Raw genomic sequence first — 16,220 nt, 5'->3', positions numbered from 1 at the left:
AGGAAGAGAGATATGGAAAGGTATAAGGGGAAGGGTAAAAGGAAGATGGCTTTGAAAATCCCAAGTGGGAAGAAAGTTGTTTATGGGTTGGTTGTGGTTTTTGCTTTTTTACTTTTAAATTTTAATTTTTCTGTGGCGGCGACGGCACAGGCGAAGCATTATACTGAGTTGCAGCTGCCACCGTTACCTGAGGTTAAGTTTCCCAAGTATGAGCGGTTTGTGCTGCAAAATGGCTTGGTTGTCTATTTGATGGAGGATCACGAGTTACCTTTGGTGAAGGGTACGGCGTTGGTAAGGACTGGGAATCGTTTGGAACCGTTGGAAAAAGTCGGGTTGGCTGGTTTTACAGGCGCGGTAATGCGGACTGGAGGAACTACGAAGCACTCGGCTGATGAATTAAATGAGATATTGGAACAACGGGCGGCGTCGGTGGAAACTGGTATTAGTGAAACTGCTGGTAGTGCTGGCTTTGATGCCCTCAGTGAGGATTTAGAAACGGTGTTTGGGTTGTTTGCTGAGGTGTTGCGATCGCCTGTATTTGCCCAAGAAAAGCTAGATTTGGCGAAAACCCAAGCTAGGGGTGCTATTGCACGGCGCAATGACGATCCAAATGGCATTGCTAATCGAGAATTTCGCAAGTTGCTGTATGGCAAAGATAGCGCCTATGGACGCACCACAGAATATGCAACGGTGGATCGAGTTTCCCGTGAGGATTTGCTGAAGTTTTATCAGCAATACTTCCACCCAAATAATATGATTTTGGGGATTGTGGGGGATTTTGATCCGAAGAAAATGCGATCGCTCATTCAAGCTAAATTTGGTGACTGGAAACCCAACCCGAAAATTGCCAAACCCCAATTACCAGAGGTTTCGCCAGCCAATACAGGCGGAGTGTTTTTTGTGAATCAGCCACAACTCACACAAAGCAGCGTGCTGATTGGACATTTAGGCGGACAGTTCAACAGTCCAGATTATCCAGCACTGAATGTGTTGAATGAGGTGTTGAATGGATTTGGCGGACGTTTATTTAATGAACTGCGATCGCGCCAAGGTTTAGCTTATTCTGTATATGGCATCTGGAGTCCCCGTTACGATTATCCAGGAATGTTCATTGCTGGTGGACAAACGCGATCGGATGCTACGGTGCAGTTTGTCAAAGCCTTACAAGCTGAAATTAAACGCATCCAAGCTCAAAAAGTGACACCAAAGGAACTAGCTTTTGCCAAAGAATCTACACTCAACTCCTTTGTCTTCAACTTTCAAGACCCCGCTCAAACTCTATCACGGCTGATGCAATACGAATATTACGGCTATCCGGCTGATTTTCTGTTTCGCTATCAAAAAGCCGTCGCCGCCACCACAGCCGATGATGTGCAGCGCGTAGCACAAAAATACCTCAAGCCAGAAAATATTGTGACTCTAGTTGTGGGGAATCAAACCGCCATTCAACCGCCGTTGACGCAATTAGCTGCACAAGTAACGCCAATAGATGTGACAATTCCCTCACAACCACAGGCGAAGAATTAGTTGGGTAGATGGGATGATGGATGCGATCGTCATTCAATACGGTTCGGTTAAGCCACCAGACGGCATAAATCGCCGTCAAGACGAAAGATTGATCCTTGTAGAGACGGCGATTTATCGCGTCTTTGGATCTAGAATTTTCATCAAAAAACCTTAACCGAACCTTATTGGATCGCCATTTATACTTCACCCATCGAAAGTTACCAAAAGCAGGGGAAGCTGGAAAAGAAAAAAGCTGAGTCTATAGGTAGATAACAAGTTTTAGTCAAACGATAATAGGGACGCGATTCATCGTGTCCCTACACATTATGGAAGGAACAAAAAAATCAAATAAATTTAGTTCAATTCATTACTTTATCAGACACAATTTCTTTACTTATGTCTATAAAATTAACCTGAAATTATTGAATTTTCCTAATTTAAGAGCAAAATAATATCAGAGAATAATTTTGAAATTAAAGATCAAAATTATCCACAACTGTGTTACTTGCCATTAAGTATTTTTGGAGTTGAGTCAATGGTTAGAATAAAAATTTACGATTTGCATCCCAGTACGAACAAGCAGTTTCTCAATGAAATCACTGTTGGAGAAATGAAAAAAGTAGAGGGTGGTGTAGGATATACTGGGTTTGACAGAGAGTTCCCCAACACATTTGACACAAATAATTCATCGAGTCCAGCGAATCCTGAGATATCATCACCAGGAAACTCGCTACAACAAGTAAATTCACTTTTGGATAGCTTTAGATTAGGGCTAGATAAAGTATTTCAAAGGTTGGTATAAGAGCCAATGTGCTAATTTATTAGTGACCACAGTTTTGTGATTGAAGTTTTTTCTATATTTTCGTGCGTTCTAATTGTGACTAATATTAGAACGCACTTTTTTATGAAAAGTTTTAACACAGCCCTGCCTGTAGTCCCTCCTTGCTAAGGGGGAACGGCGTTAGTCGGGGGGTAAATATATGCAGCTTCACAGAAAAATGGTATAAACAACAATTTTCTAGTAACTCCAGTAAAGTTCTCACCATCATCTAAGACTCCTATATGATTGCGTGAAAAAACTCCGTGCAACTAGAAAAGGCTGATTCCCTATTCCCTACTCCCTGCCTATAGCGGTTCTCGTTTACGTGACGTACACCCGTAAGGGCGCGGCACTGCCGTGCCCCTACACCTTGCGATATAATCTTGTACCGCATATGAATGGGAACCGCTATATCGTGCTTCGCACACCATGCAAATAAGTTCAAAAATCAAACCAGTTGAGTATATATTTCTTGCTTAAAAATAAAATTCAATAAAGACTCAACTCATTGACATCTGTCTTTCTAAACAGCTTCATAAGCTTGACTTTACTAATTTCCTAAATAAAAATTGCAGTAACAGGTAAGCAAAGCAGAGCTTAATCACCTGTTAAATTAATCTGATTGAAAGCAAGTTTTCTAAGAGGAAAAAATGGCAAATATCACTCTTTCTGAACTATATGTTTCTGGCTCTGAATTATTTGAGGGAGCCGAAAGCTTTCTCAATGATTTAAACGATGCTGATTCCATCTCTGGTGGTAACTATAGTGGTTTTAGTGACATTTCAACATTAACAAAACTGGCTGAAGCATACGTTGATACCTATGCTATTGGTCATGTTACCTATGTAGCCAAGTCATACAGCAAAGGCGGATGGTACTAATAGTTTTGTAGTTAATTACAAAGCTAAATGGCTCTTTGGGTATCAAAAGTAGAAAGTTATCTCTATTTTAAATATGAGATTTCTCGATTACCAACAATCCCCAAGAGCCAACCGAATAAATTCAATTACAGCTTAATTACAACAAGGATTTGAGGAATAAATCATGGCAAATATCACTCTTTCTGAACTATACATTTCTGGTTCTGAATTGTTTCAGGGAACCGAAAGCTTTCTCAATGATTTAAACGATGCTGATTCCATCTCTGGTGGTAACTATAGTGGTTTTAGTGACATTTCAACATTAACAAAACTGGCTGAAGCATACGTTGATACCTATGCTATCGGTCATATCACCTTTGTAGCCAAGTCCTATAGCAACGGTACATACTACTAATAGTTTTGTAGTTAATTACAAAGCTAAATGGCTCTTAAGGGATGAAAACTAGAAAGTCATCTCTATTTGAAACATGAGGTTTCTTGACTACTAATAATCCCCAAGAGCCAACCAAATAAATTCAACTACAGCTTAACTAGAACAAGAATTTGAGGAATAAATCATGGCAAATATCACTCTTTCTGAACTATACATTTCTGGTTCTGAATTGTTTCAGGGAACCGAAAGCTTTCTCAATGATTTAAGCGATGTTGATTCCATCTCTGGTGGTAACTATGTTGGTTTTAGTGACATTTCAACATTGACAAAACTAGCTGAAGCATACGTTGATACCTATGCTATCGGTCATATCACCTTTGTAGCTAAGTCCTACAGCAACGGTACGTACTACTAATATTTGAGTAGTTAAGTACAAAGCTAAATGGCTCTTTGGGGACAAAAAATAGCAAATTATCTCTATTGAATGTATGAGGTTTCTTGATTATCAATAATCCCCAAGAGCCAAGCAAATAAATTCAACTACAGCTTAATTAGAACAATTGCTTGAGGAATAAGTCATGGCAAATATTACTCTTTCTGAACTATATGTTTCTGGCTCTGAATTGTTTGAAGGAACCGAAAGCTTTCTCAATGATTTAAGCGATGTTGATTCGATTTCTGGTGGTGACTCTTCTCATTTTAGTGACTTGTCAAGTTTGACAAAACTGGCTGAAGCATATGTTGATACCTATGCTATTGGTCATATCACCTTTGTAGCCAAGTCATACAGCCACAGTAACGGGTATTAGTAATAGTTTTGTAGTTAATTGCAAAGCTAAATGACTCTTTGGGGATGAAAAGTAGAAAGTGATCTCTATTCAATGCATGAGGTTTCTTGATTACCAATAATTCCCAAGAGCCAACCAGATGAATTCAACGACAGCTTAATTAAAAGAAGTATTTGAGGAATAAGTCATGGCAAATATTACTCTTTCTGAACTATATGTTTCTGGCTCTGAATTGTTTGAAGGAGCCGAAAGCTTTCTCAATGATTTAAGCGATGTTGATTCGATTTCTGGTGGTAACTCTTCTAATTTTAGTGACATGTCAAGTTTGACAAAACTCGCTGAAGCATATGTTGATACCTATGCTATTGGTCATATTGCCTTTATAGCCAAGTCATTCAGCCACAGTAACGGGTAATAGTAATAGTTTTGTAGTTAATTACAAAGCTAAATAGCTCTTTGGGGATGAAAGGTAGAAAGTAATCTCTATTCAATATATGAGATTTCTTGATTACCAATAATCCCCAAGAGCTAACCAGATGGATTGAAGAAGAGCTTAATTATAATAAGTATTTAAGGAATAAGTCATGGCAAATATCACTCTTTCTGAACTATATGTTTCTGGCTCTGAATTATTCCAAGGAGAGGAAAGCTTTCTCAGTGATTTAAGCGATGTTGATTCCATTTTTGGTGGTGACTCTTCTCAATTCAGTGACATGTCAATTTTAACAAAACTACTTGAAGCATATGTCAATATCTATGCTATTGGTCAGATTGCCTTTATAGCTACATCATACAGCAAGCAATAGAACTCTTGTCTGATGTAGGCAGAGATTAGAGAGGCGATTGCTCGTGTCTTCATATCAGTTAGGAATCAGTATTTTAAACGATTTGAGGGCGAGTTTTTCCACGCAATAAATAGGAGTTATATGTCTAAATTGCAATTGTTTTTATGTGTTTTTCAGAATAATCAAAGAATTTTTATTGAGCGTATATTTGAGCTTAATTCAACTACGATCGCCAATCAATAAAATGCTCAATTAACCACGAATATTCTGTTTAGCAGAATATTGATTTTCCAGCTTCTTGATTGAGTAACAGCAACTTTTAATTTTGCAAGGAAATATCTGACACTATGCCATTTTTATTAAGTTCTCAAAATGTCTTTGACTACCTAATTCCTCTGGGATTGTGTACTCAAGAAGAAAAATCATTAAGTAAAATTGAGCTAAAGCCTGCCAAAAACTTTAACTTATTAATCACCTTACCAGAAGGTCAGCAACTTTTAGTTAAACAAGAGCGTCACAATCGAGAAGGAAAAACTGCTGGTGAGTTTTTTGACGAATGGAGAATTCATAATTTTTTTCACAGATTCTCAGAAATTAATCACATTCGTTCCTATTGTTCGGAAGTACTGCATTTTGATGCCGAAAATTCCATCATTGTTTTTAATTATCTGAGTAACTATCGAGATTTGGCAGATTTCTACATCAAGGAGAATTTTTTTCCCACTGAGATTGCAAAGATAGTTGGCAGTATTTTGGCATCGATTCATCGTGTAAGTATTAGCCGTCCAGAATATCGAGAATTTTTTCAAAATGGCGAGAATGTATCAAATCAAGAACCTCCAAACCTATATCAAGGACTAGATAGAATTACACCAGAAATTTATGGTAGAGTTCCTGGCGATGGATTGAAATTTTTCGCCCTTTATCAACGTTACGATAGCTTAGGACAAGCGATCGCTGATTTGGCTAGTAGTTTCAGTGCTTATTGTCTGACTCATAACGATCTCAAGCTGAATAATATCCTGATTTCTCTCGATTGGGAACAAGCTATTTTTCAGCAATCATTCTCAGGTGAGAGTGTGATTCGGTTGATTGACTGGGAACGTTGCGATTGGGGAGATCCAGCAAATGATTTAGGAAATTTGCTAGCCAGCTATCTGCAAATGTGGTTGTATAGTATTGTCGTTGGTAAAGATATAGCGATCGAAGAGTCATTACGTCTAGCTACAACTCCTCTGCAACTTCTCCAGCCGTCGATGGCGGCGTTAGTGGCTAGTTATTTAGCTGAATTCCCTCAAGTACTAGAACATCGTCCTGATTTCTTACGACGAGTTATCCAATTTTCTGGTTTAGCTTTGATTAGATCTATTCAGGCGATACTTCAGTATGAAAAGAGATTTGGTAATTCAGGTATATGTATGCTCCAGGTTGCCAAGAGTTTATTGTGTCGCCCAGAAGCATCTATACGAACGATTTTTGGTGTGCAAGCATCAGATCTGTATCCAACAAACTTATCTCGTGTATAAAAGCAAGTCAATCAATTTTGGATTTTAGATTGCCGATAGCGCAAGCTACGCACAGCATCTCGTAGAGAGGAACGAACATCTTTTGGATTGAAAGAAACACTCTTTGTCTCTTGTTCATCTCTCCGTGTCCTCTGTGCCTCTGTGGTTCGTTTTCTCGAAAATCTCTAACTTGAAATTCCGCTACATCCCCATCTCCCCTCTACTCCTCTTTTATTTACACAGCAGCCATTATGCAACTATTAGATTCGCTAGAAACTCAACTATCAGAAGTTCCAGAGCCATTGCAGACATCATTACAGGACATCATTCATAAAGTTGAAATCCAGTCTCATTATCGCATTCAGCACCCAGACTACAAACCAATGGAATTACCAGAGTCAGCAATTCCTGGTTTTCAGCAATTACCTTTGGATCTCCAGAACAAGTTTTTAAGTCTGCAATTGCGTAGTTTTCTCTACGGTATCTATTACAACGGTTCTTTGAAATCTGCTCTTGCTCCTGATGCAGACACAACAAATTTGGCACTTAACCAAAATCTAGAAAATAACACTCTTTTGGGTGTAGATGTAGCTTTTTATGAACGCTTGCATGAAAGCAACAGGGGTGAAGGCTACCTCAGCAATGATTGGCTTGTAATTAAAGAAGAAAGCAATGACGTTTTGATGGTGTATAAGAATGCTTTGAAACTACATATACAGCGCAATATTCATCTGCAACCAGCTGAGCGAAATGTCACTGTTGGTAACTCAGTTGCAATTAGAATGCCTAAGAATCTAGTACAAAATGGATTTTATATGGCAATTGGTAATGCAGCTTCTCATCAAAATAAAAATATTGTGCGCGTTTATTTCAACTTAACCGCAGAAGGTGCAGTTGCAGTTATGGATGCTTTGACTACCCAACTTAACTCTATAGATGTTCCTTTCTCATTTAAAGCACTCTACAATCCTTCAGATTATGGACGTTGCGATTCAGCAGTACTTTATTTTGACAAAAACAAATACGAAGCTGTTCACCCAGTGTTAGAAAGGGTTTATCTAGAACATCAATCTTATTTTCAGGAAGAAGTGCCTTTGTTTACCAAGTTAATTGCACCAGGGTTAGCGATCGCTGAAGAACCAGACGATAAATTTAGCGATCATGAAAGCTTTGGTACACACCGTTGCCAAATTATTGCGAATGGTTTACTTGAGAGTTGGCTTCAAGGAAATGATACACCAGCAAAGCGGATAACAGCAGTTCTGCAACATTTTTCTTTACATAAAGTTGAATTACAGCATCCCTACCTCAATGCAAATTCTGAAGATATATATATTTCCTTGAATCTCTGACAATTTTGGATTTTAGATTTTAAATTTTGGATTGAACTCATACCTATCTCTTATGCCTTACCGCTCTTTATGCAGCAACTTGAATAAAGAATTTTGAATTTTTAATCCCCTAGTTAAAATCTAAAATCCAAAAATGGTTAGTTCTGAATCCCCAGTCTACAGTTCAATTACTCAGCAACGCTAATTTTTACTCACGAGGAAATTATATGAGTCAAGAATTTTTCGAGTCTAATGAAGCGTTCAATAAAAAAATAAATTTTAATCATGAAGAATTAGAAGAAATCATCAAAGCTGTGAAAGATGGTAAATATTCTTGGGCTTGTGTTTTAATGCTGCGTTTTAGTGGCTATAATCCCCTTGAATATATACCGTCCCGCACCTACATTCGATTAATGAAAAAAAATTGCCTATTTCACAAAATAAACCTTTATCAAACTGATAATCAAAATGTAGGATTTTTACAACTAGAATCAACCTGGTTTCAACAGAATAGCGATCAACACGGTTCAAACTAATTCTTAAAAATCAGAATTCAAAATTCAAAATTAATTAGCCAGATGTAGAGACGTTGCATTGCAACGTCTCTACAATGATTTTGATATCTTAAACCTCCATTACTATATCTTTAGATGTTTCAGAATTGACAACTTTGGTTAGGTTTGACCCTATTTCTATAGGGGGGATTTGTGTTTTTAACCAATTAGCAAATAATTCTCCTATGATTTGCAGCCGTCGCTGTTCGTCCAATTGAGGTTTGATAATTTCCTCAACTACAATTATATGTACTCCTTTGGGAGTAGTGATTGGCTTGAGAATTTGTGGAGGATTAGCAGCAAATACTGCTGCTGCAATTTCTGGTCTAAAATCCCTGCGGAGTCGTATTCCTTGATAACCTCCAGCACGTCGGATTTCAATATTTTGAATGTATTGGCGGGCAATTTCTTGGAAACTAATTTCGCCTTCTTGCAGAGCATAAAACAATTCTAGTGCTAAATCTTCGTCATCCAAAACAACTTCATAAGTTACTGCTCCAACATAATCAAGTTGGTGTGCATAAAAAAATTGTTCTACTTTATTTGCAAATAAATGATTTGCTAATTTGGTAGATAGTAGAGTAGTTTCGACTATTTTTTCCAAGTCGTCGAGGGAAAGATAATGTTTTTCTAACCACGCCCAGGTATCTTCTGCTTTTAACAGTTGATTGGCTAAACGCAAGTTATCTGCTGCATTTTGTAGTTCTTCTAAACCAATTTCGATACCTGCCTGTTTAGCTTCATTTTCAACAATTTTTCGACTGGCGATCGCCTCCAATATACTAGGAATTTGGCAAGACAGTTTAATGTGGTCAAGAATATCCTCAGGAGAAACAGTCAATACATTTGACATCATCTAATTCCTCCAATTATGAACCTAAATTAATAGGATGTTTTGATTTTAAATCCTACTCTATTAATTATAGCTTTGCTATGTTTTTGGGATGTATTTTTTAGAGTATTTATTGAAAATAAAATCTATACTTAATTAAGTTAAAATATAAAATATTCTTCAACAATTTAAGAGTTATTATTTCTATGTAAGTAAGTCGGTGCTAATATTTCAAGTGAGGTAGACCTGTAAGGGCACGGCAGTGCCGATAGGTGTCAACTTAAGCTCAAACGGTTGTCCCACATACGCTTTACCCCTCCCCTTACTAAGGCTACCGTGTATACACATCTGTGGTAAGGGCACGGCAGTGCCGTGCCCCTACGAGAAATCTATCTGTATCTAGGTTTTCGTGAAATCGTATTAGGCATTCACAGGAAATACCAAACATCGATAATTCAAAAACCACATCTTTCGTAGGGGCACAGCACTGCTGTGCCCTTTATTGAAGACTCATAATCACAATTTATTAGGTCTAGAAAGCTTGAAACCCTTACAGATAGCACTTGTGTATACACCGTAGCCGATGCCTTGGGGAGGGGCGGTTTTGGCTTTAGACAAAACTGGGGTGGGGTGACGCGGTGAGTAACGGTAAGTGAATGAACTCAATATCAAGTATTGACAAGGGTTTCACGTTAAGTTGACACCAATGGGCACTGCCGTGCCCCTACACCTTGCGATATGATGTTGTACCGCATCTGAATGGGAACCGCTATAACAAACGTAAATGGAGTACGCTAACGCACAGTCAACAATTTAAGGTGCGTTGCACTGCTTGACAACGCACCTATATCTGAATGTTGTATAGAACCCATTTGACATCTTGTGAGGTTTTGAATTAAGGTACTCCTCAGCATCTAAAATCCAATACTAATGGCGTATTCCAGCAACCTCACTGATGCAGAATGGGAAATTTTTGAACCCTTATTGCAAGAGATATTACCGACTAAGAAGCAGACTCGACCGACCAACTGGCCAAAGCGAGATATCTTCAATGGAATTCTCTATCAACTAAAAAATGGATGCAATTGGCAAGACTTACCTAAAGACCTCCCCCCTTATTCCACTGTATATTGGCACTACAAACAGTGGCGAGCAGCCGGGGTATTTGAGGAACTGATGAGTGTCTTACATGGACAAGTGCGTGAACAGGTAAAAAAAAAACCGCACTGGACGACATTGATCATCATTGACTCCCAAGCAGTGAAAAATACCTGCAACGCCAGTGTGGAGTCGAAAGGTTTTTGCTTCTACAAAGCCACCAACGGTATTAAAAGGCATTTGGCTATTGACACCCTTGGGTTTCCCTTTTTTACGCTCTGTACTCGCGCCAATGTCTCGGATGATGCCGGATTAATTGAGATGTTTACTCTCAACATCGACTACTTCAAGTCAAAACCTATCGATATTCCCAAGATTACTATCCTGCTAGATCATGGGTATCACCCAGAATATTTGACTCAGGAGTTAGAGCGAATTTACCCAGAGATCATGACCAAAATTCAGTTTCAACTTTCTACGAAACCCTCAAAACAAGAGAAAGCGGCACAAGGAAAATCTGGATTTGTTCCGGCAATAGCTAGATGGGTGATCGAACGCTCCAATGCTTGGATGGAGCGCTGTAAAATTCTGGTTAAGAACTTTGAACGAACCCTGGTTAGTGCCACTGCCAAACTCAATATCTGCTTCATCAGGCTAATGATTAAGAGGCTTGCAGCACCTTCTTAGATGTCAAATGGGTTCTATATCTATTGCTGTAAATTGATTAATTCTTAAAGCTCTAAACCACCTTGTTGCAGCTTTTTAAATGGATCTAAGATAAAATCCATCACCCGACGTTGCCGGATAACCACCTCTGCGGTTGCTGTTTGGCCTGGTGTTATGGGAATGCGTCTGTTGGCAGTTTGGATATAAGGCTGTGCTAGGGAGATTTCTAACTCATAGGTTTCGACGTTACCTCGATCGCTTGTCTGAATTTTTGAATCAGGTGAAATCCAGTTGACGCGCCCTTGCACTACCCCATAGTCTTGGAAGGGAAAGGCATCAAATTTAACTTTAACTGGCATTCCCACCTTCAAAAAACCACTTTGTTCGTTAGGTATCTGCGCCTTGAGAATCAAGGAAGTATTCTTGGGTGCAATTTGGGCGATTAACTGTCCCGGTTCTACTACTGAGCCTGGTTTTTTGATAGGCAATTCAAAAATTACACCATCAACAGGCGATCGCACTATTCTTTGTTGTAACTGTAGTTTGAAGGATGTAATCTGGCTTACAGTTTGGGCAATTTCCGATTGCAGGTTAGTAGTTTGGCTTTGTAAGTCTTTCAACTGTTCCTGATTTTTCAGCACCGCCAGTTTACCTGCTTGCACTAGACTGCGATAGCCGCTTTGCTGTTCTTGCAGGCGAAGTTTCAAAAGTTGAATATCTGAATAAGCTTGACTCATTAGCGAGTGATAGCGGTTGAGTTCTTCTTTTAACCGTAACTGGGCTTGGGTGATATCAGATTTTGCTTGTTCTTGCTGGCGTTGGCTTTCTTCTGCTGTCTTTTCGAGTTCCACAAGTTTGGTTTGGGGAATCGCCCCCTCTTGCAAAAGTTGCCGATAACGTCCAACTTCGGTAAAATCTCGGCTTAAACGACTCTGAGCTAATTTCTGGGCAATTTGGGTAGAACTGATATTTTGACTAGCCTGTTCTACTAGAGCCAGTTTTTCCAGTCGTTGTAAGTTATAGGTACTTTGTTTAGCATCAAGGTTTTGCTGTGCTTGACTAATTTGGGCGATTTTTTCCAATTCTTGGGATTTATTTTGTTGCTCTTGGACGTTAATTGTCAGTAGAATTTGGTTTTTCAGGAGATCGAGTTGCGATCGCCGATTTAATAAACCTTCTAGTTTTGTCTGTACCTGTTGCAATTCCGATCGCAGCACATCAGACTCCAGTTGAACTAAAACCTGTCCTGCTTTTACCGTTGTGCCTTCCTTAACATTGACAGCCGTGATAGTACCACTAACAGGACTATCCAATTTTTGCGTTGCTCCTTCAGGTTCCATCCGTCCTCTAGCACTTCCTGTCTCATCAACTTTAGAAAGCATCGCCCAAGGTATAACGATCGCAGCAAAGCCAATCAGTAAATACAACAGTGAGCGCGTCCAAATTCTTGGTAAGGCATCTAACAGTTCCTCAGTACCGTAAAACCAATCATTTGTCTCGGATGTTTCCTGTGCTTGAGGATTGACAACGGTACTTGTGTCCTCAGGTAAGTAAAATTTAGCGTCCTTTTCTAGGGCGAACGCGGATGATGAATTATTAGATGGGTTTGGCATAAGAATTGGGGATGGGGCATGGGGCATGGGGCATTGGGCATTGGGCATGGGGCATTGGGATTGAGGTTCTGAACTGCATTAATGAGGCTTTGAACTCCATTAATGAGTGTTTGAACTGCATTAATGAGTCTTTGAACTCCATTAATGAGGCTTTGAACTCCATTAATGAGTGTTTGAACTGCATTAATGAGTCTTTGAACTGCATTAATGAGGCTTTAAACTCCGTTAATGAGTGTTTGAACTGCATTAATGAGTCTTTGAACTGCATTAATGAGGCTTTGAACTCCATTAATGAGCCTTTGAGAGAAATGAACGAGTCTCTAATTCTCCTTGTGTCTCAATCTTCAATGCCCAATGCCCAATGCCAATTTCCTTTTAAGCTGTTTGCGCTAGTTGTTGCTGGTTGAGATAGAAATAATGACCTTTTTTGGCAATTAGTTGATCGTGAGTACCGCTTTCGACTAGAATTCCCCTGTCTAAAACTAAAATCAGGTCAGCATGACGCACCGTAGAAAGACGATGAGCAATAATTAAACTTGTGCGTCCTTGGAGAATTTTTTTGAGGTTGTTCTGAATAATCCGTTCAGATTGAGCATCTAAGTGACTTGTTGCTTCATCGAATACTAAGAAAGACGGATTTCCTAGCAAAGCACGAGCGATCGCCAGCCGTTGGCGTTGTCCACCAGATAACATACCCCCACTTTCACCAATTTGGGTTTCGTAGCCCATTGGCATTTGCTGAATAAATTCATCTGCTCCTGCCAAACGTGCTGCTTCAATTACTTCTTCTTGGGAAGCTTCTGGATGAGCAATGCTGATATTTTCCCGAATTGTACCGCCAAACAAAAATGTATCTTGGTCAACAACACCAATTTGAGAACGCAGCGATCGCAGGGAAATATTAGTTACATCTTGAGCATCAATCAGCACTTTACCATCTGTCGGAGGATAGAGTCCCAAAATCAGTTTTGAGAGAGTCGTTTTCCCAGAACCGCTACGCCCTACAACTGCAATAGTTTGCTCAGGTTTGATTTCAAAATTGAGATTTTCTAATACGTTAATATCGCTTTCTGGATGATAGCGAAAAGTCACATTGTCAAAGATGACATGACCACGTAAATTACTTAAAGTCTGGCGGGGTTGAGATTGTAAATCTTCCTCTGGTTCTGCTTCCAAGACATCATTAATCCGCTCTGTGGAAATAATCACTTCTTGTAATTGATTCCACAGCACAACGAGCCTTTGGAACGGCCTAATGATGTTGCCTAACAACATATTAAATGCCACTAATTGTCCAATAGTCAGTTGATTTTGAATTACTTGCCATGCGCCAAACCAAAGTAATCCTGTGGTCACCATAGCTTCGATACCGGAACTGAAAATTTGCAGTTGATTACCAATTATCTGACCGCTAAAAGTCTTTTTAATGACATTATTCAGCAGTTCTTCCCAACGCCAGCGTACTGTTTGCTCAATTGCCATCGAGCGAACTGAGCGAATACCAGTGAGAGATTGAATTAAATAACTGTTTTCTTGGGCTGAAGCATTAAAAACTTCGCGGCTGATGCGGCGCAAGAAAGGTGTAGCTATGAGCGCTAATAACACAAACGGCGGTATAATTGCCAAGCATAATAATGCCATTTGCCAACTATACCAAAACATCAATCCCACATAGATAAATACTGTCAGCAAATCTAAACCGATAGAAAGTGCTTCCCCAGTTAGAAACCGCTGAATTTTTTGATTTTCTTGGACACGAGAGACAATATCGCCAACATAACGCGACTCAAAAAAAGCTAAGGGCAACCGAAAAGTATGTTTGATAAAACCTACCATCAGTGATAGTCCCAAGCGATTTGCTGTGTGATCTAGTAGATATTGCCGCAGTCCAGTAATAGCAACGCGAAAAAAACTAAAAATTAGTAATCCTAAACCAACGGCATTTAAAGTTAAGGTACTACCCTGGACAATCACTCGGTCTAAGATTAACTGAGTAAATAAAGGTGTAACAAGTCCAAGTAATTGAATTAACACCGAAGCGATAAACACTTCTATTAATACTTGGGAGTGAGGTTTGACTAAATCAAAAAACTGCCAAAATGGTGTAATTGCTTCGTCGGTTTCTCTGAGTAAATCTGTGGGTTGTAATAACAAAGCATAACCAGTCCAACTCCTTTTAAATTCGCCAGGAGTAAGGGTACGTTGACCAATAGCGGGGTCGCCAATAATCACACGCTTTTTACTAATTTCATAGACAACAACATAGTGCTTACCTTCCCAGTGAGCGATCGCTGGTAGAGGTTGTTGTGCTAATTTATCTAAGCTAGCTTTTACCGGACGGGTAGCAAAGCCGATACTTTCCGCTGCTGCTGTCAAACCCCGCATTGATGCCCCACCGCGGGTGATGTTAGTTAAATCCCGTAGGCGGTTGACATTAAACCGCTTACCCCAATAGCGACTAATCATTACCAAGCAAGATGCACCACAGTCTGAGGCGCTTTGTTGTTCAAAGAACGGATACCGTTTAGTCAAACGTCCTAACAAATGCCCAGCCCTCACCCTTGGGCTAGGAAAGTAAGCTCGTTGTCTATTTTGCTTAACGCTGGGCATTGGGGATTGGGGATTGGGCATTGGGGATTGGGAAGAACTTTCCCCACTCCCTGAAGACGCGATGAATCGCGTCTCTACAAAATCCTTACTCCCCGCCTCAACTTGACGTTCTTGAAAATCTGTTAACTCTGCTAATTGTGGCCAATGTTGTAATGCTATTTGCCAATCAGCGTTGCTCAAACTGTAAGCGATGCTTGATTGGGCTACTTGCCAACTTCCATGTTTTGGATTTAGGTAAATTTTTCCAGGTGTCAATCTTCGCCCACTAGAATCTAGTATTTCTCCCCGATGGAATAACCACAGGTCATTATCTTTCGTGAGGTTAGCAATCAGAGAACCACTCTCTAAACTGTGACGATGAAATAGGGATAATGCTTTAAATATCTCCTCTACAGAGCCATTCAGAGCAATTAAAGAATTCTGGCAACATAACAGTAGCAAATCCCAAAAATCTGCACGTTTTAAAAGGCGATCGCCGATGCTAGGCGATGTAGAAATTACCTCTTCTAAAATCTTTTGTTTGATATAACCAAGCTTTAAATTTACCGAAGCTCTAGCAACATAAGCACTGAATTTATGTTCTGGGAATAAAGTCAACTCCCCAAATGATGCTCCAGAAAAAAGCGTAGTAATTAAGTTATTAGAGCTATTCAGCAGTCTGACTTTACCACTCAGAATGATATAAATTCCTGGCTCGGCTGTAGTTGCTTCCCAAAACTGCTTTGCTATCGGTGGTTCGACAATTTCCAGCGCCCTGAGGCATTTATTAAGTTCTTCACTTGACAGCGATTCACCCAAGATTTGAGTGAGTTGTTCAGCTAAATATTGCCGAGAAAACGCTGATGGCATTTTCTAACC

General features: G+C 39.5%; 16 protein-coding genes. 13 read left to right on the top strand and 3 right to left on the bottom strand.

Going from position 1 to position 16,220, the window contains the following annotated elements:
- Positions 1 to 45: 45 nt before the first annotated feature.
- From IQ276_RS17035 to IQ276_RS16980, 12 genes are all read left to right on the top strand, one after another.
- Entirely contained in the window at positions 46 to 1,527 is a 1,482-nt protein-coding gene (locus IQ276_RS17035) for a M16 family metallopeptidase (RefSeq protein ID WP_193924122.1), read from the top strand.
- Positions 1,528 to 1,540: 13 nt separating this feature from the next.
- Complete coding sequence (locus tag IQ276_RS17030) at positions 1,541 to 1,681, top strand: hypothetical protein (RefSeq protein WP_190884610.1); 141 nt, start codon at positions 1,541 to 1,543, stop codon at positions 1,679 to 1,681.
- A 360-nt stretch (positions 1,682 to 2,041) separates the two neighbouring features.
- Complete coding sequence (locus IQ276_RS17025; protein WP_235115736.1) at positions 2,042 to 2,308, top strand: hypothetical protein; 267 nt, start codon at positions 2,042 to 2,044, stop codon at positions 2,306 to 2,308.
- A gap of 668 nt (positions 2,309 to 2,976) precedes the next feature.
- Positions 2,977 to 3,207: a hypothetical protein gene (locus IQ276_RS17020; protein WP_193921132.1), complete on the top strand. Its 231-nt coding sequence runs from the start codon at positions 2,977 to 2,979 to the stop codon at positions 3,205 to 3,207.
- Between the two features lie 163 nt (positions 3,208 to 3,370).
- Positions 3,371 to 3,601 (top strand): hypothetical protein, encoded by a 231-nt coding sequence (locus IQ276_RS17015; protein WP_193921133.1) that lies wholly within the window; start codon positions 3,371 to 3,373, stop codon positions 3,599 to 3,601.
- 163 nt (positions 3,602 to 3,764) lie between these two features.
- Positions 3,765 to 3,995 carry a hypothetical protein gene (locus IQ276_RS17010; RefSeq protein WP_193921134.1) on the top strand — a complete coding sequence of 77 codons (231 nt, stop codon included), beginning with the start codon at positions 3,765 to 3,767 and terminating at the stop codon, positions 3,993 to 3,995.
- A gap of 163 nt (positions 3,996 to 4,158) precedes the next feature.
- The gene (locus IQ276_RS17005; protein ID WP_193921135.1) at positions 4,159 to 4,389 is read left to right on the top strand and encodes a hypothetical protein; all 231 of its coding nucleotides are present in this window, start codon (positions 4,159 to 4,161) and stop codon (positions 4,387 to 4,389) included.
- Between the two features lie 166 nt (positions 4,390 to 4,555).
- On the top strand, positions 4,556 to 4,783 hold the full coding sequence (locus tag IQ276_RS17000) for a hypothetical protein (protein ID WP_190884614.1): 228 nt from the start codon (positions 4,556 to 4,558) through the stop codon (positions 4,781 to 4,783).
- Positions 4,784 to 4,952: 169 nt separating this feature from the next.
- Positions 4,953 to 5,174, top strand: a complete 222-nt coding sequence (locus tag IQ276_RS16995) for a hypothetical protein (RefSeq protein ID WP_190884615.1) — start codon at positions 4,953 to 4,955, stop codon at positions 5,172 to 5,174.
- 326 nt (positions 5,175 to 5,500) lie between these two features.
- Positions 5,501 to 6,679 carry a phosphotransferase gene (locus tag IQ276_RS16990; protein ID WP_193921136.1) on the top strand — a complete coding sequence of 393 codons (1,179 nt, stop codon included), beginning with the start codon at positions 5,501 to 5,503 and terminating at the stop codon, positions 6,677 to 6,679.
- Positions 6,680 to 6,909: 230 nt separating this feature from the next.
- A complete protein-coding gene (locus IQ276_RS16985) occupies positions 6,910 to 8,010 on the top strand; it encodes a T3SS effector HopA1 family protein (RefSeq protein WP_193921137.1) in 1,101 nt (366 codons plus the stop codon).
- Positions 8,011 to 8,216: 206 nt separating this feature from the next.
- Positions 8,217 to 8,525 carry a HetP family heterocyst commitment protein gene (locus tag IQ276_RS16980; RefSeq protein ID WP_193921144.1) on the top strand — a complete coding sequence of 103 codons (309 nt, stop codon included), beginning with the start codon at positions 8,217 to 8,219 and terminating at the stop codon, positions 8,523 to 8,525.
- Between the two features lie 88 nt (positions 8,526 to 8,613).
- Here IQ276_RS16980 and IQ276_RS16975 read toward each other — a convergent pair whose 3' ends face one another.
- On the bottom strand, positions 8,614 to 9,396 hold the full coding sequence (locus IQ276_RS16975) for a peptidylprolyl isomerase (RefSeq protein ID WP_235116326.1): 783 nt from the start codon (positions 9,394 to 9,396) through the stop codon (positions 8,614 to 8,616).
- A gap of 909 nt (positions 9,397 to 10,305) precedes the next feature.
- On the opposite strand from IQ276_RS16975, the gene IQ276_RS16970 reads away from it, so the two are divergent.
- Positions 10,306 to 11,160: an IS5 family transposase gene (locus IQ276_RS16970; RefSeq protein WP_235115308.1), complete on the top strand. Its 855-nt coding sequence runs from the start codon at positions 10,306 to 10,308 to the stop codon at positions 11,158 to 11,160.
- A 44-nt stretch (positions 11,161 to 11,204) separates the two neighbouring features.
- On the opposite strand, the gene IQ276_RS16965 is transcribed toward IQ276_RS16970, so the two are convergent.
- On the bottom strand, positions 11,205 to 12,752 hold the full coding sequence (locus IQ276_RS16965; protein ID WP_193925771.1) for a beta-barrel domain-containing protein: 1,548 nt from the start codon (positions 12,750 to 12,752) through the stop codon (positions 11,205 to 11,207).
- 375 nt (positions 12,753 to 13,127) lie between these two features.
- Complete coding sequence (locus IQ276_RS16960) at positions 13,128 to 16,211, bottom strand: peptidase domain-containing ABC transporter (protein WP_235115735.1); 3,084 nt, start codon at positions 16,209 to 16,211, stop codon at positions 13,128 to 13,130.
- Positions 16,212 to 16,220 lie beyond the last annotated feature (9 nt).

Source organism: Desmonostoc muscorum LEGE 12446, from assembly GCF_015207005.2.
Taxonomy (GTDB): Bacteria; Cyanobacteriota; Cyanobacteriia; order Cyanobacteriales; family Nostocaceae; genus Nostoc; species Nostoc muscorum.
The sequence above is the reverse complement of the archived record's forward strand: the minus strand, read 5'-3'. Positions and strand labels throughout refer to the sequence as shown.

What these genes read in the sequence shown, in the direction of transcription:
- IQ276_RS16985 (WP_193921137.1), top strand. Translation starts at nt 6,910, where the DNA reads ATGCAACTATTAGATTCGCTAGAAACTCAACTATCAGAAGTTCCAGAG.
- IQ276_RS16960 (WP_235115735.1), bottom strand. Translation starts at nt 16,211, where the DNA reads ATGCCATCAGCGTTTTCTCGGCAATATTTAGCTGAACAACTCACTCAA.
- IQ276_RS17010 (WP_193921134.1), top strand. Translation starts at nt 3,765, where the DNA reads ATGGCAAATATCACTCTTTCTGAACTATACATTTCTGGTTCTGAATTG.
- IQ276_RS16975 (WP_235116326.1), bottom strand. Translation starts at nt 9,396, where the DNA reads ATGTCAAATGTATTGACTGTTTCTCCTGAGGATATTCTTGACCACATT.
- IQ276_RS17030 (WP_190884610.1), top strand. Translation starts at nt 1,541, where the DNA reads ATGATGGATGCGATCGTCATTCAATACGGTTCGGTTAAGCCACCAGAC.
- IQ276_RS16995 (WP_190884615.1), top strand. Translation starts at nt 4,953, where the DNA reads ATGGCAAATATCACTCTTTCTGAACTATATGTTTCTGGCTCTGAATTA.
- IQ276_RS17005 (WP_193921135.1), top strand. Translation starts at nt 4,159, where the DNA reads ATGGCAAATATTACTCTTTCTGAACTATATGTTTCTGGCTCTGAATTG.
- IQ276_RS17025 (WP_235115736.1), top strand. Translation starts at nt 2,042, where the DNA reads ATGGTTAGAATAAAAATTTACGATTTGCATCCCAGTACGAACAAGCAG.
- IQ276_RS16970 (WP_235115308.1), top strand. Translation starts at nt 10,306, where the DNA reads ATGGCGTATTCCAGCAACCTCACTGATGCAGAATGGGAAATTTTTGAA.
- IQ276_RS17000 (WP_190884614.1), top strand. Translation starts at nt 4,556, where the DNA reads ATGGCAAATATTACTCTTTCTGAACTATATGTTTCTGGCTCTGAATTG.
- IQ276_RS16990 (WP_193921136.1), top strand. Translation starts at nt 5,501, where the DNA reads ATGCCATTTTTATTAAGTTCTCAAAATGTCTTTGACTACCTAATTCCT.
- IQ276_RS16980 (WP_193921144.1), top strand. Translation starts at nt 8,217, where the DNA reads ATGAGTCAAGAATTTTTCGAGTCTAATGAAGCGTTCAATAAAAAAATA.
- IQ276_RS17020 (WP_193921132.1), top strand. Translation starts at nt 2,977, where the DNA reads ATGGCAAATATCACTCTTTCTGAACTATATGTTTCTGGCTCTGAATTA.
- IQ276_RS17015 (WP_193921133.1), top strand. Translation starts at nt 3,371, where the DNA reads ATGGCAAATATCACTCTTTCTGAACTATACATTTCTGGTTCTGAATTG.
- IQ276_RS16965 (WP_193925771.1), bottom strand. Translation starts at nt 12,752, where the DNA reads ATGCCAAACCCATCTAATAATTCATCATCCGCGTTCGCCCTAGAAAAG.
- IQ276_RS17035 (WP_193924122.1), top strand. Translation starts at nt 46, where the DNA reads ATGGCTTTGAAAATCCCAAGTGGGAAGAAAGTTGTTTATGGGTTGGTT.